General features: G+C 36.0%; 16 protein-coding genes. 13 read left to right on the top strand and 3 right to left on the bottom strand.

Going from position 1 to position 20,297, the window contains the following annotated elements:
- Positions 1-313: 313 nt before the first annotated feature.
- Positions 314-2,470: a translation factor GTPase family protein gene (locus M0051_RS01915; protein WP_306739862.1), complete on the top strand. Its 2,157-nt coding sequence runs from the start codon at positions 314-316 to the stop codon at positions 2,468-2,470.
- A gap of 435 nt (positions 2,471-2,905) precedes the next feature.
- Here the strand turns inward: M0051_RS01915 and M0051_RS01910 are convergent, their stop codons facing one another.
- Positions 2,906-4,240, bottom strand: coding sequence for a gliding motility-associated C-terminal domain-containing protein (locus M0051_RS01910; protein ID WP_306739861.1), 1,335 nt, complete (start codon positions 4,238-4,240; stop codon positions 2,906-2,908).
- A 280-nt stretch (positions 4,241-4,520) separates the two neighbouring features.
- Here M0051_RS01910 and M0051_RS01905 point away from each other — a divergent pair, with 280 nt between their 5' ends.
- The 4 genes from M0051_RS01905 to M0051_RS01890 all read left to right on the top strand — a co-directional run bounded on the left by M0051_RS01905 (position 4,521) and on the right by M0051_RS01890 (position 9,777).
- Positions 4,521-6,839 (top strand): ATP-dependent helicase, encoded by a 2,319-nt coding sequence (locus M0051_RS01905; protein ID WP_306739860.1) that lies wholly within the window; start codon positions 4,521-4,523, stop codon positions 6,837-6,839.
- 260 nt (positions 6,840-7,099) lie between these two features.
- Entirely contained in the window at positions 7,100-7,729 is a 630-nt protein-coding gene (locus M0051_RS01900) for a DUF4290 domain-containing protein (protein WP_306739859.1), read from the top strand.
- Between the two features lie 115 nt (positions 7,730-7,844).
- Positions 7,845-9,155, top strand: coding sequence for a UDP-N-acetylglucosamine 1-carboxyvinyltransferase (murA, locus tag M0051_RS01895; protein ID WP_306739858.1), 1,311 nt, complete (start codon positions 7,845-7,847; stop codon positions 9,153-9,155).
- Between the two features lie 85 nt (positions 9,156-9,240).
- A complete protein-coding gene (locus tag M0051_RS01890; protein ID WP_306739857.1) occupies positions 9,241-9,777 on the top strand; it encodes a TlpA disulfide reductase family protein in 537 nt (178 codons plus the stop codon).
- A 76-nt stretch (positions 9,778-9,853) separates the two neighbouring features.
- Here M0051_RS01890 and M0051_RS01885 read toward each other — a convergent pair whose 3' ends face one another.
- Both M0051_RS01885 and M0051_RS01880 read right to left on the bottom strand, forming a co-directional pair.
- Complete coding sequence (locus M0051_RS01885; protein WP_306739856.1) at positions 9,854-9,976, bottom strand: hypothetical protein; 123 nt, start codon at positions 9,974-9,976, stop codon at positions 9,854-9,856.
- A complete protein-coding gene (locus M0051_RS01880; RefSeq protein ID WP_306739854.1) occupies positions 9,969-10,223 on the bottom strand; it encodes a hypothetical protein in 255 nt (84 codons plus the stop codon). Before M0051_RS01880 ends, M0051_RS01885 begins: the two co-directional genes overlap by 8 nt.
- A 443-nt stretch (positions 10,224-10,666) precedes the next feature.
- Between M0051_RS01880 and M0051_RS01875 the strand changes: the two genes are divergently transcribed.
- The 8 genes from M0051_RS01875 (at position 10,667) to hydF (ending at position 20,017) form a co-directional block, all read left to right on the top strand.
- Positions 10,667-11,269, top strand: coding sequence for a nucleotide exchange factor GrpE (locus M0051_RS01875; protein WP_306739853.1), 603 nt, complete (start codon positions 10,667-10,669; stop codon positions 11,267-11,269).
- A gap of 32 nt (positions 11,270-11,301) precedes the next feature.
- Complete coding sequence (dnaJ, locus tag M0051_RS01870; RefSeq protein WP_306739851.1) at positions 11,302-12,450, top strand: molecular chaperone DnaJ; 1,149 nt, start codon at positions 11,302-11,304, stop codon at positions 12,448-12,450.
- Between the two features lie 188 nt (positions 12,451-12,638).
- Positions 12,639-13,562, top strand: coding sequence for an ABC transporter ATP-binding protein (locus M0051_RS01865; protein WP_110361042.1), 924 nt, complete (start codon positions 12,639-12,641; stop codon positions 13,560-13,562).
- Positions 13,563-13,578: 16 nt separating this feature from the next.
- Entirely contained in the window at positions 13,579-14,919 is a 1,341-nt protein-coding gene (locus tag M0051_RS01860) for an ABC transporter permease (protein ID WP_306739850.1), read from the top strand.
- A 223-nt stretch (positions 14,920-15,142) separates the two neighbouring features.
- Positions 15,143-16,084 carry a phosphatase gene (locus M0051_RS01855; RefSeq protein WP_306739849.1) on the top strand — a complete coding sequence of 314 codons (942 nt, stop codon included), beginning with the start codon at positions 15,143-15,145 and terminating at the stop codon, positions 16,082-16,084.
- A gap of 26 nt (positions 16,085-16,110) precedes the next feature.
- Entirely contained in the window at positions 16,111-17,274 is a 1,164-nt protein-coding gene (locus M0051_RS01850; protein ID WP_306739848.1) for a sigma-54 dependent transcriptional regulator, read from the top strand.
- Between the two features lie 2 nt (positions 17,275-17,276).
- Positions 17,277-18,722 carry a lyase family protein gene (locus M0051_RS01845; protein ID WP_306739847.1) on the top strand — a complete coding sequence of 482 codons (1,446 nt, stop codon included), beginning with the start codon at positions 17,277-17,279 and terminating at the stop codon, positions 18,720-18,722.
- A gap of 74 nt (positions 18,723-18,796) precedes the next feature.
- Positions 18,797-20,017 carry a [FeFe] hydrogenase H-cluster maturation GTPase HydF gene (gene hydF, locus M0051_RS01840; RefSeq protein ID WP_306739846.1) on the top strand — a complete coding sequence of 407 codons (1,221 nt, stop codon included), beginning with the start codon at positions 18,797-18,799 and terminating at the stop codon, positions 20,015-20,017.
- Positions 20,018-20,297: the final 280 nt, after the last annotated feature.

Genomic DNA, 20,297 nt, shown 5'->3' with positions numbered 1-20,297 from the left:
CAAAAATCCCCTTGAAATCAGCGCACAAAGGTAAGAAAACCCTTTTAAAAGTCAAATAGTGATCAAATAAAAAAATCAACTGATTTTAAATAAGTTCCGACTCACCCCTACACTCCATCGAAAAATCGTGGGATAAAGACAAAAATACGACCAAAATTCCTGCATGTCAATTATTTTCCACAAATAGACACAATGTATATTGTATCTTATTAAAAAGTTAATTAATTTGGTAAGCCTTAAAACCTAAAGCCGGGCACTAACCTAACTCCCGGTTTTTGATACTTATTTTATATAAACCCAAAAAAATACGATTATGAAAGTGTATCAATCAAACGAAATTAAGAACATCGCCCTCATTGGCAACGCCGGCTCGGGTAAAACTACCCTTGCCGAATCTATGTTGTTTGAAGGCGGTGTTATTACAAGACGCGGAAACGTGGAAGATAATAACACCGTTTCTGATTATAATCCTGTAGAACACGAATATGGCAACTCTGTATTCTCAACAATATTGTATACAGAATGGTTGGGAAAGAAAATCAACTTTATTGATACTCCAGGTGCTGACGACTTTTCTGGAGGTGTAATTTCCGCTTTAAATGTAACCGACACTGGTTTAATGCTTATCAATGCCCAGCATGGTGTTGAGGTTGGTACCGAAATTATTGGTAGAAGAGCAGCCGCATTAAATACGCCTCTAATCTTTGTAGTGAATCAGTTAGACCACGACAAAGCTAATTTTGAACAATCAATAGAATCAGCAAAGACTAATTTTGGCAACAAAGTTTCAATTGTACAGTATCCCGTAAACGTTGGCGTAAACTTTAACGCGGTTGTGGATGTACTTAAAATGAAAATGTACCAATGGGGACCAGACGGTGGAGAGCCACAAATTCTAGACATTCCTGATTCGGAAAAAGAAAAGGCTGATGAACTACACAATGAATTGGTAGAATCGGCTGCTGAGAATGATGAAGCTCTTATGGAATTGTATTTCGATAAGGGAACTCTTACTGAAGATGAAATGCGTGAAGGAATGAAAAAAGGAATGATCGCTGGTGATCTTTTCCCTGTATTCTGCATTTCAGCTAAAAAAGACATGGGTGTACGCCGCTTAATGGAATTCATTGGCAATATCGTTCCATTCGTTACAGAAATGCCTGCTATTCCAACTATAAGTGGCCGAGAAGCTAAATGTGATGTTAATGCTCCTACATCGCTATTTGTATTTAAAACATCAATGGAACCTCATATTGGTGAAGTGAGTTATTTTAAAGTAATTTCTGGTAGTGTTAAGGAAGGTGATGATTTAAACAACATCAACAATGGCACTAAAGAAAGATTATCTCAATTGTATTTGGTAGCAGGACGAAACAGGGAAAGAGTTTCTGAACTTGTTGCCGGAGATATCGGAGCAACCGTTAAATTGAAAAACACTAAAAACAATCATACCTTAAATGGTAAAGATTGTGATTTCACATATAAAGAAATTGAATTCCCAGAACCAAAATACCGAACTGCTGTTAAAGCTAAGGAAGATGGTGATGAAGAAAGATTAGGAGAATTATTACATCGCATTCACGAAGAAGATCCTACCATTATTATTGAGTATTCGAAAGAGTTAAAACAAATCATCCTTCACGGACAAGGTGAATTCCACATGAATACTCTAAGGTGGAGATTGCTGAACAACGATAAGATGGAAATTGAATTCCTTGATCCTAAGATCCCTTATCGTGAAACCATTACCAAACTTGCTCAGGCAGATTACAGACACAAGAAACAATCTGGTGGTTCTGGACAGTTTGGTGAAGTTCATATGATTATAGAGCCTTACACTGAAGGGATGCCAGATCCAGCAATGTACAATGTAAATGGCAAAGAACTTAAAGTAAATTTAAGAGGTACGGAAGAGCATGAACTAGATTGGGGTGGAAAATTAGTTTTCTGCAACTGTATTGTTGGTGGTGCTATCGATACCAGATTCTTGCCTGCTATTCTTAAAGGTGTAATGGAAAAAATGGATGAAGGTCCATTAACCGGTTCATATGCACGTGATATTCGTGTTGTGGTTTACGATGGTAAAATGCACGCAGTAGACTCGAATGAAATTTCGTTTAAATTAGCTGGTCGCCACGCATTTAGCACTGCATTTAAAAATGCTGGTCCTAAAATTCTTGAGCCAATTTATGATGTAGAAGTATTGGTTCCTGAAGACAGAATGGGTGATGTAATGAGTGATCTTCAAACTCGTAGAGCTATGATTATGGGTATGGAAGCTGAAAAAGGATTCCAGAAGATTCTTGCTAAAGTTCCATTGAAGGAAATGAACCGTTATTCAACTTCTTTGAGTTCATTAACTGGTGGTCGTGCTCAGTTCTCTATGAAATTTGATGGTTACGAAAAAGTTCCAGGAGATGTTCAGGAAGAATTACTAGCTGCTTACGAAGAAGAAACAGCTGAAGCATAATTGTATTTTTAAGTATATACCTAGAACCGTCTCACTTTCGAGGCGGTTTTTTTGTGAGAATGATTATCCAATAAAATATTGGAACAAAAAAGGTCTTGACCTTATAAAAAAATCTTTCTATATGGAATATAGTGAGTACATTTAATGAACACAATTATCCTACCTGCGCTCAGAATCTTACCAAATAATATGAGATGGTCTTCACAGGTAAGTGTGAAGGTTTGTACTTTCAATGCTCACCAATCCCGTTCGAAGAAAGCAGAAAGCATCTTTTAACTTCTAGACTATATGACTTTTTAAACTACCCACTCCAAATCATACAGAGCAAAAAAATAAAGACTTTTTTGAAAAACATCAAGACCTGATAAAAATAAAGTCCAGACCTTTTTCATCACAAGTCTAGACTTTTATTTTTAAGTATAAGTCAAATATTTATTATTTCCTTATCAGCATAAAGGAACCTTTCTTGGTATATTTTTTTTGAGGTTCTTCTCTTCCTACAGCCGTAATCACATAAAAATAGGTTCCTGGTGTAGCCATTTTCCCATTTACTTTTCCATTCCAACCATCTTCTGGATTTCTCCATTCATACACAACTCTTCCCCATCGGTTAAAAACAATTGCATGAAAGCTTTCCAAAAACAAGGATTGAGTCTTAACTTTCCAAATGTCATTCCTACCATCGCCATTTGGCGTAAATACATTCGGAACTTGAACCAAAGAAGTATCTACCACAATTGGAGTACTTAGCATCATTTCATCCATACAAACCTCAGGTCCTTTGTCCGATGTAACAATTAGTTTAACCTGATACTTTCCCGAATATTGATATGTATAAGGAGCCAAATCTTTATCTAGTAAAATCGTATCAGTCAACAAACTATCTTCAACACTTGTCAATTCCTCAGGCAATCTGTCGTAATCCTGATACAAATACCATTTATAATCAGTAGCATTAATAGAGTTATTCGTAAATATCACATCCTCAAGTGGAGCTTCACCAGAATCCGGGGCAACAGAAAAATCAGCTTTAACCACATAGGTATTAGATATTATTGAACTGGATGTAAATTCACAAGCATATTGATCTGTTACAACCAACTGGTAAGTTTCATCTCCTTCATAGGCTTCATTATCGAAAAGGTCCTTCTCAGATCCGTCATAAGCTACAAATGGAGTCCCTTGCTTCTCCTCTCCATTTCTTTGTAGAGAAAATCTCACTCTATCATCAACCTTTACATTTATCTGGTTTGCATTTGGAACATCCTGATATTGCAAATCTTTCTTTGAAAATGAACCTGCAAAATATACCCCATCACAATTCATTCGGCTAAAAGTTAGAACCGGGTCTGCATTGCTATTATTTAAAACCCATGCAATACTTGTAACATCGGTTTCACCACTTTTAGTCATTACTACCCGATATCTTCCATCTGTTAGATTTGACAATATGGAGAAACTCTGATTTGCTTCCGTAACCAGATTGGTTACAAAATCATTTGCAGTTGCATCCCACTTGGTCCAAGCAAAAGTCCAACCATTTGTACCATCCGGAGAATCAGCTCTCAATTCTCCAATGCCAGTTCCTATATTATCACAAAACACAAAAATTGAATCGTTTGCTGTACTTGTATACTCAGTTAGCGTTCTGTAACTAGCCTTATCGGCAGATATCTGGGCATTTGCTTTCTCCATTAATATCGCAGAAAAAATTACAACAAAAGCAAAAAGAAACTTAACGGAATATCTAAAATCGGATTTGATTATCATCTTTATTTGGGACATTTAATTTAGCTTATCTTGATTTACAATATTAAAAAAAATTAAGCCGTTTTTTCCATATTAATGAATTAATACCGATAAGTATTTAAGATTTCTTTATAATTTCACTAGGTTTATTATTGAGTTTTAAATATCTATCGGCATTATACCAAGACTGTATTTCCTCGATAATTGGTATAACTTAAGTCTTAATTCTCAAAAAGAATTCAATATTAATATACAAGTGTTATTTTTGACACTCAAAATTTACAGATAAAGAATTGTTAGAATGGAATATTTGAATGAGTTAAATCCTGTTCAGAAAGAAGCTGTTGAAAATTACACCGGACCATCGCTTGTAATTGCTGGTGCCGGATCGGGAAAAACCAGAGTACTTACATACAGAATTGCTCACTTGTTGAATCAGGGTGTTCGTCCTTATTCGATTTTGGCCTTAACGTTTACCAACAAGGCAGCTCGCGAAATGAAAGACAGAATTGCCAATGTGGTTGGACAGGAGCAGGCACAAAGCTTATGGATGGGAACATTCCACTCTATTTTTTCTAAAATTTTAAGATACGAAGCTGAACATTTAGGTTTCGATTCGAACTTTACCATTTACGACACGCAGGATTCGCGTAATCTTTATCGCGCCATCATCAAAGAAATGCAGCTAGATGATAAAGTATATAAACCTAACGAAGTACAGAATCGGATTTCATCGGCTAAAAATAATTTGGTGACCGCTGCAGCCTATGCCAACAATGCGAAAGCTCAAAAAGCTGATGCAGAAGCAAGAAAACCACGTATCTCAGAAATATACAGTAGGTATGCACAAAGGTGTAAACAAGCTAATGCTATGGATTTTGATGATTTGCTTATGCAAACCAATATCTTATTCAGAGATTTTCCGGAAATATTAGCCAAATATCAAGATAAGTTCAAATACGTGTTGGTAGATGAGTACCAGGATACCAATTACGCACAATACTTAATCGTGAAAAAATTGGCAGAGCAACACAAGAATATATGTGTTGTGGGCGACGATGCTCAAAGTATTTACTCTTTTCGTGGTGCAAAAATTGAAAACATTCTGAACTTTAGAAACGATTATCCAAATTATCAGCTATACAAACTGGAACAGAACTACCGTTCTACTCAGAATATTGTAAATGCTGCCAATAGCATTATTCATAAGAACAAAGGTCAGATTCAGAAAGAATCATTTTCGGATAATGAAGAAGGTGATAAAATTAGAATTATAAAAGCCTTAACCGACCATGAAGAAGGTTACTTGATTACGAATGACATTTTCGAAACCAGAATGCGATCGCATTGTGCTTATCAAGATTTTGCAATTCTATATCGTACCAATGCTCAATCGAGAATTTTCGAGGAGTCCTTACGAAAACTGAATCTTCCTTATAAAATTTATGGTGGATTGTCTTTCTATCAACGCAAAGAAATTAAAGACCTTTTGGCCTATTGTAGAATGGCTGTAAATCCACACGACGAAGAGGCTATAAAAAGGGTAATTAATTATCCGAAACGTGGAATTGGTGCCACCACCATTGCAAAACTGCAAGATGCTGCAGCTCAAAATGTGGTTAGCATGTGGGATATTATATGCGGTTTACATGAGCGCCCTTATGGATTAAATGCAGGTACAATCTCAAAAATTGCGAGGTTTATCAATCTAATTAAAGGCTTTCAAGCTCAATTGGAAACCGAAACCGCTTTCGATTTGGCCAATAACATAGCTAACTCAACCGGAATCATTAAAGAATTGTACAACGACCGATCTCCTGAAGGAGTTTCACGACATGAAAACATCCAAGAATTACTGAATGGTATCCAGGAATTTACTCAGAATGCATTGGAAGAAGGGCGCGAATTGCATTTGCCAAACTTTTTGGAAGATGTGGCCTTGCTAACGGATCAGGATAACGAAAAAGATGAAGATCGAGATAAGGTGACCTTGATGACCATTCACTCAGCAAAAGGATTGGAATTTAAACATTTGTACATTGTAGGCTTGGAAGAGGAATTGTTTCCTTCGCAAATGGCAACAAGCACACAACAAGAACTTGAGGAAGAACGAAGACTATTCTATGTTGCCTTAACTCGTGCAGAGAAAAAAGCAACTCTTTCGTTCGCAAAATCGAGATACAAATGGGGAAATATGAGTTATCCCCGACCAAGTAGATTTATTCGAGAAATTGACGAAAGGTTTGTGGAGTATACATATGAACAAGAACCAGAGTTCTCTGGAAATGGTCGTGACAATTACCAAAGCACCACCGAATTCGAAGTTCCTAATTCACCAAGTAGATTTCAACAAAAAAGAAGTTTTTCGGCTAAACCTAAACTAAATCAGCCGGTTTCACGTATCAAGCAAAGTAGAAATCAAAATGTCGATCCAAACTTTACGCCTTCGGATCCTGATTCAATTCAACCTGGAATGGTAGTTGAACACCAACGATTTGGGAAAGGTAAAGTGTTGCAATTGGAAGGAAGCAAACCGAATATTAAAGCAACTGTCTTCTTTAAAACCGTTGGACAAAAGCAACTGCTACTTAAATTTGCGAAACTTAAAATTGTAGGATAATTCTCTCACAATTTGTAATGATTAAAGAAAACATATACATTTGCAATGAGTTCTAAGACTTTCTAAGTTTGTCGATTACCAAAAACGAATCGTTTAAAATTCTTATTTACTTCAATAAAATAAGCGACAAATCAGAATTAGTCACTACGAATTATTAAGAAACAGACTTCAATTTTATTTTGGTACGTATTGTGTTGAATCAACGCAGCTTACCTTTTATATAATAGAGATTGATTACCGTAATTAACACAACTGAATAAATGGATTACAATTCGAACAGGAAACACCTTGTACTTCCTGAATATGGGCGAAACGTTCAGAAAATGGTTGACTTTGCTCTTACTGTGGAAGACAAAGACGAAAGAAATAAAGTAGCCAAAAGTATTATCGCTGTTATGGGTAACATGTATCCACACCTAAGAGATGTTAGCGATTTCAGACATAAACTTTGGGATCACCTTGCTTTGATGTCGGATTTTAAATTGGATATTGATTCTCCTTTTGAAACTCCCACTAAAGAGAAACTGTCTGAAAAACCAGAAAAAGTTCCATATAAAAACGAACGAATTAAGTATCGTCACTACGGTAAAACAATTGAATCTTTAATTGCCAAGGCAATCGAGATTGAAGAGCAAAAAGAAAAAGATGCTTTGATCTTAATGATTGCAAATCATATGAAAAAATCTTTCATCAACTGGAACAAGGACAGTGTTCCTGATGATAAAATTTTTCAAGATATTGTGGAACTTTCAAATGGACAGTTGGTTATTCCTGAAGAACTAAAGTTACGCGAAGCCAGAGATAAAGATTTCTCACAGAAAAATAAGCCGCGTAAAAAGCATAGTGGTGGACATCGAAACGATCATCGCAAACACAACAAAAATAGATAATTACAAAAGGCCGGTTTTTTAACCGGCTTTTTTATTCACAAGCTTAATATTTCCGTTTTTTCCTTCGCTTTTATGGTTATCTTTAAGCTATCATTCACACCAAAACACAGACCAAATGAGCACTTTCGAAATAATTGGAGGTCAATCACTAAAAGGTGAACTAACTCCACAAGGAGCAAAGAATGAAGCTTTACAAATTCTTTGTGCAACATTATTAACCGACGAAAAAGTTACAATCCATAACATACCCAACATTCTTGATGTAAATAAATTAATAGAACTTTTATCAGATTTAGGAGTTCAGGTTTCTCAAGAATCAAAGAACAGCTATTCTTTTAAAGCCGAAAATGTAGATTTAGAATATCTAAATTCGCCTGAATTTGTTAAAAAAGGATCTTCTCTTCGTGGTTCCATCATGATTATCGGTCCACTTTTAGCTCGATTTGGAAAAGGATACATTCCTCGACCAGGAGGTGATAAAATTGGTCGAAGAAGATTAGACACTCACTTTATTGGATTTCAAAAACTGGGTGCAGAATTCAATTTTAATCAAGGTGAAAACTTTTATCGAGTTGAAGCAAAAAAGCTAAAAGGAACCTATATGCTTCTTGATGAAGCATCGGTAACCGGAACAGCCAATATCATTATGGCTGCAGTTTTGGCCGAAGGAACTACTACCATTTACAATGCAGCCTGCGAACCATACATTCAGCAATTATGCAGGATGTTAATTTCAATGGGAGCAAAAATAACTGGAGTTGGATCAAACTTACTTGAAATTGAAGGTGTTGAAAAACTAGGAGGTTGTGAACACAAAATTCTACCAGATATGATTGAAATTGGTAGTTTTATTGGTTTAGCTGCCATGACAAAATCTGAAATCACCATTAAAAATGTTGCCTATAAAGAGTTGGGAATGATTCCTGATGCCTTTAAACGACTAGGAATAAAAATGGAGCTTAGAGGCGATGATATATTTATTCCTAAGCAAGAAAACTACGAAATAGAAACCTTTATTGACGGTTCAATTCTAACCATTGCCGATGCTCCTTGGCCAGGATTAACCCCAGATTTATTGAGTGTATTTTTAGTCGTAGCTACTCAAGCCAAAGGAAGCGTATTGATTCATCAAAAAATGTTCGAAAGTCGTTTGTTCTTTACGGATAAGTTAATTGATATGGGTGCACAAATCATTCTTTGTGATCCACACCGTGCCACTGTAATTGGTTTAAATCAGGAAAACCAATTGCGCCCAACCACCATGGTATCACCTGATATTCGCGCAGGAGTTGCCTTATTAATTGCCGCCTTATCAGCTGAAGGAAAGAGTACTATTCACAATATCGATCAGATTGACAGAGGTTACGAAAACATTGATTTAAGATTGAATGCCATTGGAGCAAACATCAAAAGAATTGTTAATTAACTATTCCTTAACAGTTTAAATAATTGGATATACCTATTTTGGTTCTACAAATTAGAAAGATTATTAATAGTTAATTAAAACACATATGAAAAAGTTTAAATATACATTTCTACTGTTAGCATTTTTATTCTCAGTCTCAGCCTATGCAGGCGACAAATCGAAAGGAGCCAAAGAAGGCTTCAATGTTGGAGATAAACTTCCTGATATAGTTGCGAAGTCAATTGATGGAAAAGACTTAAAATTAAGTGATTTAAAAGGCAAAGTTGTTTTGGTTGATTTTTGGGCATCGTGGTGTCCTCCATGTAGAGCAGAAAATCCAACTCTTGTAAATGCATACAATCAATTTAAAAACACCAAGTTTAAAAATGGCAGTGGATTCGAAATCTATAGCTTTTCTTTGGATAAAAAATTAGCTAGCTGGAAAGCAGCCATTTCTAAAGATAAATTGAATTGGAAATATCACGTTAGTGAATTGAAGGGATGGCATTCTCCTACTTCAAACAAGTTTGGAATTAATTCAATTCCAGCCAATTTTTTGATTGATGGCAATGGAATTATTCTTGCGAAAAACCTTAGAGGAGCAAACTTGGACAATTTTCTGCATCAATACATGAAAAAATAATAACAAAAAAACACACAAACTAAAGCTGGTAATCACAAATTGATTATCGGCTTTTTTTAATCTCTTGTATTTTAACCTATTTCGATTGAATCATTAAAAACTCCTTCAACTCATCAGTTTGATATCCTTTCTCATCTAAACATTCAATGGCATTAGGGACGTCTCTGAACACTTTCGTTTTCACATTGGTGTTATTCATATAATAATGAAAAGATATAGGCTTGAATAATTTGCAAAAATTTAGGTTGAACAATTACCGCATTGAACTCATAGTTACGGGAACTACTTATTTTTTTGATTGCTTCATTAACCTGTCGGGCAAGTTTTGGACTAGAAAGAATTAATTCGGTAAGATCACAAATTGATGAAAAGTGGTTATATGGGTATTCTACAAGCATTTCATCAATTGTTTTGATAAAAAAATCAACGGCATCCTGATCTTGCATCCCTTTTAACCTTAAGGTATGCAACATCTTTGTATAACCGAATGCAAAAATCGTTGGTATCAATTTTAATTTTTATAAGTACAAAATAACTCTACTAAATATAATTAAAAGATATTTTTTATGAAAATTCATTATGACTAAACTTCCTTTATGGATTGGCTGCTATAGTCAAGATTTTGATCCAATTAGGTAAAAATAGATTCAATTTTAAACGTCACAACTAAAAAAAATGAGCTTCCTTCAAGCTGTTTTTCTAGAAAAGTGGAGATATTGACTGCGACATATTATCTAATTGTATAATTATCTGCATGAAAAGACATGAAAAAGGAAATTATTACAGATTCAAATTCTATCTTTGTGCCAATTTGTCGTAAAGGCACAAATTGGCAGGTTATTTGTTTACTACTGCCTTGTGAATTTAGAACGCTAAAAATCATTGAAAAATGACAAAAGATACAAGCAAATCAAAAAAAGAAGAATTGGAAGAAAAGGATTTGGAAACTAAGGTAGAACAGCCTGTTGAGGAGAAAGAGGTAAAAGAAGAACCAAAGGCTGAAAAGAAAGAAAAAAAGAAATCGGCTAAAGAAAAAAAGGCTGACGAAATAGAAGAGCTTGGTGCAAAACTTCAGGATATCAACGACAAGTACATGCGTTTATCCGCTGAGTTCGATAACTATAGAAAAAGAACTTTAAAAGAGAAAATGGAGCTTACCAAGTCGGCAGGCGAAAAAATCCTTGTTAATGTTCTTCCTGTAATGGATAACTTCGAAAGAGCTCTCCAGTCTATTGACGAAGCAAAAGATGTAGAAGCTGTAAAAGAAGGTGTTCATCTAATTTACAACAATTTCAAAGACTTCATTTTGCAAAATGGAGTTAAAGAAATTGAAGCTATTAATAAAGAATTTGATACCGATATTCACGAAGCAATTACAAAAATTCCTGCCCCTTCAGAGGACATGAAAGGTAAAGTTGTTGATTGCGTTGAAAAAGGATATACTTTGAATGAAAAAGTAATCCGTTTCTCAAAAGTTGTTGTAGGAGAATAATTCTCTGATTCCTAATTCTAAGTTGAAAAAAGATGTCGAAAAGAGATTATTATGAGGTATTAGGGGTATCAAAATCTGCCTCGGAAGCCGAATTAAAAAAAGCATATCGCAAAAAAGCAATTCAGTTTCACCCAGACAAAAATCCGGGTGATAAAGAAGCCGAAGAAAATTTCAAGGAAGCTGCCGAAGCTTATGAAGTTTTAAGTAATCCTGAAAAACGTCAACGCTACGATCAATTTGGTCATGCCGGAATGGGCGGAGCTACCGGTGGTGGTTTCGGCGGCGGAATGAACATGGAAGATATTTTCTCTCACTTTGGAGATATTTTCGGTGGCGGATCTTTCTTTGGTGGCGGATTTGGTGGCGGTGGTCGCAGTTCGCGCAGAGTAAACCGTGGTAGCAACCTTAGAGTAAAGGTTAAACTTACTTTAAAGGAAATTGCCGAAGGAGTTGAGAAGAAAATTAAAGTTAAAAAATACGTTGAGTGTAACTCATGTAACGGTTCAGGAGCCAAAGATGGTTCTTCTTTCTCAACTTGTTCCACCTGTAATGGTTCCGGACAAGTTACCAGAGTACAGAATACCATTTTAGGGCAAATGCAAACCGCATCAACATGTCCTTCATGTAACGGCGAAGGTAAAATGATTACCAACAAGTGTACTAGCTGTTCTGGTGAAGGAATTGTTCGTGACGAGGAGGTAATCTCAATAAATATTCCTGCTGGTGTTGCTGAAGGCATGCAGCTTTCAGTTAGCGGAAAAGGTAATGCAGCTCGTCGTGGTGGAATTAATGGTGACTTGTTAATCCTGATCCAGGAAGAAGAACATCCGGAGTTGATTCGCGACGAAAATGACTTACTTTACAACCTGTTCATTAGTATTCCTGATTCGATTTTAGGAACGGCAGTAGAGATTCCTACTATTGAAAACAAGGTGAAAGTGAAAATTGATGGAGGCACTCAGCCTGGTAAAATTTTACGTTTAAGAGGAAAAGGTCTTCCTGATGTAAATGGATATGGCAGAGGCGATTTATTGGTTAAGATTAACGTTTGGGTTCCAAACAATGTGAGCAAGGAAGAGAAGAAGATTTTGGAGAAACTTCAAAACTCTGAATCATTCCAGCCAAAACCAACATCGCAAGAGAAAAGCTTCTTCAAAAAAGTAAGAAACTTCTTCGAATAGATGTAAAAAATAACAAACAACCCCGGCAAAAATGTCGGGGTTTCTTTTTGTCTAAATTTTATATCGATAAAAAAACTAGTTAAAACTTGTACCATCTTCTTTATATCGATTTTTTATGAAGACATCATTATAAATTGTGTATTTTAGATTTTAGTTTAATAGAGTGTCACAAACCTAAACTATAATTCATGACATTTTTCGAAGCAAAAGACGTTGTTAAGCAGTATGCTGGACATAAAGCGCTTAACAAGGTAAGTATATCTGTTCCGAAAGGCAGTATATTTGGTTTACTTGGTCCAAATGGAGCTGGTAAAACAACATTGATTCGTATCATCAACCAAATTACAGGTCCCGATGCTGGAGAGGTATTTTTTAATGGCCAGCCTTTAAAACCTGAAGATGTAAAACGCATTGGTTACCTTCCTGAAGAAAGAGGATTATATAAAAAAATGAAAGTTGGCGAGCAAGCTGTTTATCTTGCTCAGTTAAAGGGCATGAGCCAAAAAGAAGCCACCAAAAAATTGAAAGCATGGTTCGATAAGTTTGACATTTTACCTTGGTGGGATAAAAAGGTAGAAGAGCTATCAAAAGGGATGGCTCAAAAGGTACAGTTTATTGTTACCATTCTTCATGAGCCTGAATTATTAATTTTTGATGAGCCTTTCAGTGGCTTTGACCCGATTAATGCCAATTTATTGAAAAAAGAAATCCTTGAATTGAGAGATAAGGGAGCTACCATCATATTTTCAACTCACAATATGGGTTCGGTTGAAGAGATCTGCGATCATATAGCTTTAATCAACAAATCAGAAAAAATTCTTGATGGTCCGGTGGAGCAAATCAAGAAGAAATACAGGACCAACACCTACGAAATTAACTACATAGGTGAATTCGACAAGTTGGATCAGGTGCTGAAAGCTGATTTTGAAATTATTGATCAGGCAAAGGGAATTGAATTTAATACGCTTAAGATCAAACTAAATAACGGATCTACTTCTAATGAATTGTTAGAACAGCTACTTCCCTATTTAAACATTGTTTCATTCCGAGAAATCATTCCTAACATGAATGATATTTTCATTAGAGTAGTAAAAGAAAGCAAAACCATCTAACCACAAGATTTATAAAATGAATAAGATATTTATCATTATACAAAGAGAATACCTTTCTCGCGTAAAGAAAAGGTCGTTCCTGATTCTTACCTTTCTTACTCCATTATTGATTGCCGGAATTTATGCTTTCATGATTTGGATGATGTTGAAAGATGATACTGAAAAAAGAACCATTGCGGTTTTAAACGAATCGGAATTGGTTGAACCTGTTCAAAGTAGCGAATTCACCACATACAACTACTTACAAAACACCACTTTTGAGGATGTAAAAAGCAGTATGGAGAAAAATGGATATTATGCCATTTTGGTCATCCCTAAGAACATTCTACAAACAAAGACCGCTGAATTATTTTCGCACAAACAGGTAACTATTGAGGTCAAGTCAAATGTTGGCAGTCAAATAAGGCAACACATTGAAAAGCTGAAACGAGCAAAAATTATTGCTGAAGCTAATATGCCCAATTTGGAAGAAAAATTAGCTGCAACTAAAACACCTATTGCTATGCGAACCATTAAGTTCGGAGAAGATGGAGAAATTAAACAAAGTTCTACCGAAATTGCAATGGGAATTGGTTTCGCTGCCAGCTTCATTATTTACATGTTCATTTTCATGTATGGTGTGCAGGTAATGAGAGGTGTAATCGAAGAAAAAAGCAATCGTATTGTTGAGGTAATTATTTCATCAGTTAAGCCATTCCAACTAATGATGGGGAAAATTGTTGGCGTGGCAATGGTTGGATTGACTCAATTCATTATGTGGATTGTATTAACCGGCATCATTATTACAATTGGTTCTGCATTAGTTCTACCAGGCGTTGACATGGAAACCCTACAACAAGCAAAGTCGGTAGCTGAACTACCAGCAGGTGCTGCTTCTTTAGATGCAGGTCAGTTAAAAATTGCTCAGGATATTCTAGGCACTTTCGATCTTGCCTATGTTGCTGGTATTATTGGTGCATTTATTTTCTTCTTTTTGGGTGGATATCTATTGTACTCAGCACTATTTGCCGCAGTGGGTAGTGCTGTTGACAATGAAACGGAAACCCAACAGTTTATGCTTCCAATTACAATTCCATTGATCCTTGCTTTGTACATTGGTTTTGCCGTGGCAAAAAATCCTGAAAGTAGTTTGGCCTTCTGGGGTTCTATTATACCATTTACCTCACCAATTGTAATGTTGGTACGAATTCCTTTTGGTGTTCCTATTTGGGAATTACTCCTTTCCATGTCTTTATTAATCGGAACATTCCTATTAATCACTTGGATAGCAGCCAAAATATATCGAACAGGTATATTGATGTATGGTAAAAAAGTTTCCTACAAAGAAATTTGGAAGTGGTTAAGATATCATAACTAATAAACGTTTTATGAATTATATCAAAATGCCTCTTCTCGAGGCATTTTTCATAAACCTTAAATTAGGCATAGTTTTTGATTGGCTTGAAAATGTCTTTCATCAGTATTTACAAGACATTGACAAAAGTTATTATTCTTAAACAAAGATTTTACTATCTTCGATAATGAATCTATTTCTAAAACCTAGATTCGATCGAGTTTACCTATTTTTTTAACCTTTATATATGCAAAAGAAACGGATTTCTGTAATTGATTTAGGAACCAATACATTTAATTTATTGGTTGCAGAGTGGAGTGAAGGGAAGCACCCTAACATCCTACACCGTTCGAAGTACCCTACCAAAATTGGCAAGGGCGGAATTAATCAAAATAAAATAACCGACGAGGCGATTCAAAGAGCTAAAAATGCATTTGAAGAAATGAATCGCATATCAAAAGAATATAATGCTAACGAGAAAATTGCATTCGCTACTTCAGCTATTAGATCTGCAGAGAATGGCGAAGAATTCGTCCGACTAATTGAAGAGAATTATCAGGTAAACATTGAAATCATTTCCGGGGAACGCGAGGCTGATTTAATCTATTCAGGAACAAAAAATGCTGTTGAGTTAAATCATGAAGCTGTTGCTATTCTTGATATTGGTGGTGGTAGTAATGAAATTATTATTGCCAACAATGAAAAAGTATTTTGGAAAAAAAGTTACCCACTGGGAATGACTCGTTTGCTTGAAATGTTTATGCCTTCGGATCCAATGACAAAAGGAGATATCACTAAGGTTAATGAATATTTAAAAGAGCAATTGCCTGATTTATTTGAGGCCTTGGATCTTCACAATGTAAAAACCTTAATCGGTTCATCCGGATCATTTGATACTTTCAAGCAAATCCTTTTGTCTGATGGCTATTCAACAAATGGATTGCCGGAATCTCAATTCGAGATCAAACTGAAAGACTTCTTCCGTTTGCATCAAATCTTTTTAAACTCAAGCCTGGAAGAAAGAAAAAGTATGAAAGGTATGGATCCTGTTCGAGTTGAGTTAATGGTGATGGCTAGTATTTTTATTAATCATCTGGTAAAAGAAGCCGGTTTTAGTAAATTGTACCAATCATCATATGCTTTAAAAGAAGGTGCTTTGTTTGAGTACATTGAAAAAAACATTAATTAACAGCTGTAGAATTTAAAAAAATAGCTATGTCTAAAATTCTTATCATTGATGACGAAAGAAGTATTCGAAATACTCTAAAAGAAATTCTGAGCTATGAAAGCTACGACATCAGCCTTGCCGAAGATGGTATTGCTGGATTGGAAATGGCACAAAATGATGAATTTGATGTAATTCTGTGCGACATTAAAATGCCACAGATGGATGGCATTGAAGTGCTGGATAAAATTCAGGAATTGGCAATTGACACTCCGGTCATCATGATTTCGGGCCATGGAAACATCGATACTGCTGTTGATGCAATTAAGAAAGGAGCATTCGATTTCATTGAAAAGCCTCTTGATCTGAATAGAATTTTGATTACCATTCGCAATGCGATGGATAAATCGAAGCTGATTACAGAAACCAAAGTTCTGAAAAGAAAGGTCAGTAAAAAATATGAAATGATTGGTGAGGCTAATGCAATTCAGGATGTAAATCAGATGATTGATAAAGTAGCCCCAACCGATGCAAGAGTTCTAATCACCGGACCTAATGGAACCGGTAAAGAGTTGGTTGCACATCGTATCCACGAACAAAGCAATCGCTGTAAAAGTCCATTTATCGAAGTAAATTGTGCTGCAATTCCTTCAGAACTGATCGAAAGTGAATTGTTTGGCCACGAGAAAGGATCTTTTACTTCGGCACATAAACAGCGCAAAGGTAAGTTCGAATTGGCCGATGGAGGAACTCTTTTCCTTGATGAAATTGGTGATATGAGTTTATCTGCGCAAGCAAAAGTACTAAGAGCTTTGCAGGAAAATAGAATTACCCGTGTTGGTGGCGATAAAGAGATTAAAGTAAATGTTCGTGTAATTGCCGCAACCAATAAAAATTTACAAGAGGAAATTGAAAACAATAATTTCCGTGAGGATTTGTATCATCGCTTAAGTGTAATTTTGATTGAAGTTCCTTCTTTGAACGACCGAATTGATGACATCCCTCTGCTTGCAAATCATTTTATTGATATGATTTGTGGTGAAATGGGATTGCCTGTTAAAGGAATTGATGAAGCTGCAATTGAAGAGCTAAAAAAGATCAATTACACCGGAAATATTCGAGAGTTTCGAAACATCATCGAACGATTAATCATCCTGGGGCAAGATAGCATTAGTGTTGAGGATGTAAATGCATATACCAAATCAGCAAATTAATCATGAGAATTGAATCAGATTTTATTAGTAATAGAGAGATTCCTAAAGATGCACTTTGGGGAGTTCATTCTCTTCGTGCGAAGGAGAATTTTCCGGACAACACCCAATTTCATAAAGAATGGTATATGGCTGTTGGAGTAGTGAAACAAGCCTGTTATAGAACTTACCTTGATTTTCTGAAGGGAATCGATCGTAAGTTTCCAAATCAGGAATTTCCTTTTCAACTGTTGGATAAAAATCTGATTGAAAACTTAAATGATGCTGCGGATGAAGTAAATCTGGGAAAGCATTTTGATCATTTCATTGTGCCCGCCATACAAGGTGGTGCTGGCACCAGCATCAACATGAATGTGAATGAAATTATCGCCAATAGAGCTTTGCTACAAGCTGGCGAAAATTGTGGCAATTACAATAAAGTGGATCCTTTCGAGCATGCCAATGTATTCCAATCTACTAATGATGTAATTCCAACATCACTAAAAGTAGCTGCAATTCGTCTGCTTCAGGAACTGGAAGAGTCTATAAACAATTTGCGTTTACAGGTTGAAAAAACAGAAAGCAATTACAGAAATGTTTTGCGAATTGGATACACTCAAATGCAGGCTGCTGTGCCAACCTCATACGATAAACTATTCAGCACATACAACAATGCCTTATCACGAGATTGGTGGAGAGTTTCCAAGTGTTTCGAAAGAATTAAGGAGGTGAATCTTGGTGGTGGTGCCATAGGAACAGGTTTATCCATCCCGAGATTTTTTATTATGGAAGTGGTTCCAAATCTGCGAAAGCTAACTGGCTTACCTATTACACGCTCCGAAAACTTATCAGATGTAACTGCCAACCAGGATGGATTTGTTGAAGTACATGCAACATTAAAAGCACATGCGGTAAACCTGGAAAAAATGGTTGCCGATCTTCGCCTTTTAGCATCGGACCTTTTTCAAAACCGAGAACTTCACTTGCCTCAAAAACAAGTGGGCAGTTCCATTATGCCGGGTAAAGTAAATCCGGTCATTCCAGAATTTGTAATAAGTACCGCTCATAAAGTGTATGCCAACGATGTAATGATTAGCAATTTATCGGGACAAGGCTGTTTGGAACTAAATGCGTATTTGCCTTCCATTGGTCATGCATTATTGGATAGTATCAAACTGCTGATTGCAGCAAACAATACACTTGCCGAGAATCTATTTAAAGAACTAGAGATACAGTCGAATATGACTGAAAAAAATGTACTTTACAATCCTTCGGTAGCCACAGCTCTTTCTCCTTACATAGGATATCATGAAGCTGCAAAACTGGCAAAGGAGATGAAAAGTAAAAACACCTCGATTATTGAAGCAAATCAGAATATCAATACAATTGACCCTTCAAAACTTAAAAGTTTAATTGAACCTGAAGAATTGTTGAAACTAGGATTCACACTTGCTGATACAATTAACAAATAGACAATAGCAGTTAACCTGCTAGCTGTTCATTGATAACTGGTAACAGCTTACTGATAACTGATCACTGTAAAAACATGGGAAGAGAACGTCGTCCACATATTGGAATTTTTGGTAGAAGAAATAACGGGAAAAGTACATTAATCAACTTCCTTGCTGGTCAGGATATTGCCATTGTTTCTGATGTAGCAGGAACTACCACTGATCCAGTTAAAAAATCTTTTGAAATAACTGGCTTCGGGCCTGTTATTTTGATTGATACAGCTGGGATTGATGATACTGGTGAATTGGGGAAAAAGCGAATCCTTAAAACCAACCAGGCCATAAAAACCATCGATTTGGCCATTTTGGTCATTACCAAAAATACATTTGGCGATTTTGAAAAAGGCTTGATTGAAAAGTTCAAGAAACAGGATGTTCCTTTTATCGCCATCCACAATAAGGAGGATTTGGAACTATTGCATCAGGAAACTTTAGAGAAACTAAGTGAAGCAGGCGCAAAGGAAGTTCTGCATTTTAATTCGCTTAACGGTGACATTGAACCTATCGTAAAAAGTATCAAGAAAACCATTCCCGAGTCAGCATTTACAACTCCATCTCTGCTTGGCGATTTAATTTCTTATGGTGATATTGTGTTACTGATCACTCCTATTGACATTGAAGCTCCTGAGGGAAGATTGATTCTACCTCAAGTGCAAGCCATTCGTGATATTCTGGACAATGATGCCATCTGTATCGTACTGAAAGAACGTGAAGTGGATGCATTTCTTCGAAAAACCGGAATTAAACCAAAGTTGGTTGTTACCGATAGCCAGGTATTCCTAAAAGCTGGAGCTTCTATCCCATCTGACATTGCATTGACCAGTTTTAGTATTATGCTGGCACATTTTAAAGGCAATTTTTCTGCTTACCTTCAGGGAACGCCAAAAATATCGGAACTGAAAGATGGAGACAAAATTCTACTTCTTGAAAGTTGTACTCACCATACTTCTTGCGATGATATTGGAAGAGTTAAAATTCCTCGCTGGATCTCAAATTACACGGGCAAACAACTTGAATTTGTTGTCATTGCAGGTTTGGATGAAATTCCTGGCAAAATGTCGGATTATGCATTGCTCATTCAGTGTGGTGGATGTATGATTACACCTAAACAATTGGGCAATCGATTACAACCCGCCATAGATGCCGGAATTCCGGTTACCAACTACGGTATGGCCATTGCCTATGTGCAAGGAATCTACAACCGAGCAGTTGCTCCATTTGCAAAAATTGAAGATTCTTCATTGGATTATCTGTAGTATTAGAACCGTTTCAACATCAACTTTTAATATTAAAGATTAAGCTTTCTGCGTCTTAACATGAAGTTTCAGTATTAAAAGCTGAGGTTTTAAGGTTAAAACTTGAGGTTTCAACATTGGCAGCTGATGTTTTAATGATGAAACATGAAGTTTCGATATTGAAAGTTGAGCTTTCAACGTTTTTTGCTACCATTTTATCTCGACGGGACATCATTTTTCATTAAAAGTTGAAGTTTTAACGTTAAAACTTCAACTGTCAACATTACAAGTTCAGGTTTCA

It is taken from the genome of Marinifilum sp. D714, from assembly GCF_030851345.1.
Classification (GTDB): domain Bacteria; phylum Bacteroidota; class Bacteroidia; order Bacteroidales; family Marinifilaceae; genus Marinifilum.
The sequence above is the reverse complement of the archived record's forward strand: the minus strand, read 5'-3'. Positions and strand labels throughout refer to the sequence as shown.

Coding starts and splice junctions, on each gene's coding strand:
- M0051_RS01900 (WP_306739859.1), top strand. CDS start 7,100: ATGGATTACAATTCGAACAGGAAACACCTTGTACTTCCTGAATATGGG.
- M0051_RS01855 (WP_306739849.1), top strand. CDS start 15,143: ATGCAAAAGAAACGGATTTCTGTAATTGATTTAGGAACCAATACATTT.
- M0051_RS01865 (WP_110361042.1), top strand. CDS start 12,639: ATGACATTTTTCGAAGCAAAAGACGTTGTTAAGCAGTATGCTGGACAT.
- dnaJ (WP_306739851.1), top strand. CDS start 11,302: ATGTCGAAAAGAGATTATTATGAGGTATTAGGGGTATCAAAATCTGCC.
- M0051_RS01875 (WP_306739853.1), top strand. CDS start 10,667: ATGACAAAAGATACAAGCAAATCAAAAAAAGAAGAATTGGAAGAAAAG.
- M0051_RS01905 (WP_306739860.1), top strand. CDS start 4,521: ATGGAATATTTGAATGAGTTAAATCCTGTTCAGAAAGAAGCTGTTGAA.
- M0051_RS01860 (WP_306739850.1), top strand. CDS start 13,579: ATGAATAAGATATTTATCATTATACAAAGAGAATACCTTTCTCGCGTA.
- M0051_RS01890 (WP_306739857.1), top strand. CDS start 9,241: ATGAAAAAGTTTAAATATACATTTCTACTGTTAGCATTTTTATTCTCA.
- M0051_RS01915 (WP_306739862.1), top strand. CDS start 314: ATGAAAGTGTATCAATCAAACGAAATTAAGAACATCGCCCTCATTGGC.
- hydF (WP_306739846.1), top strand. CDS start 18,797: ATGGGAAGAGAACGTCGTCCACATATTGGAATTTTTGGTAGAAGAAAT.
- murA (WP_306739858.1), top strand. CDS start 7,845: ATGAGCACTTTCGAAATAATTGGAGGTCAATCACTAAAAGGTGAACTA.
- M0051_RS01880 (WP_306739854.1), bottom strand. CDS start 10,223: ATGCAAGATCAGGATGCCGTTGATTTTTTTATCAAAACAATTGATGAA.
- M0051_RS01845 (WP_306739847.1), top strand. CDS start 17,277: ATGAGAATTGAATCAGATTTTATTAGTAATAGAGAGATTCCTAAAGAT.
- M0051_RS01850 (WP_306739848.1), top strand. CDS start 16,111: ATGTCTAAAATTCTTATCATTGATGACGAAAGAAGTATTCGAAATACT.
- M0051_RS01910 (WP_306739861.1), bottom strand. CDS start 4,240: ATGATAATCAAATCCGATTTTAGATATTCCGTTAAGTTTCTTTTTGCT.
- M0051_RS01885 (WP_306739856.1), bottom strand. CDS start 9,976: ATGAATAACACCAATGTGAAAACGAAAGTGTTCAGAGACGTCCCTAAT.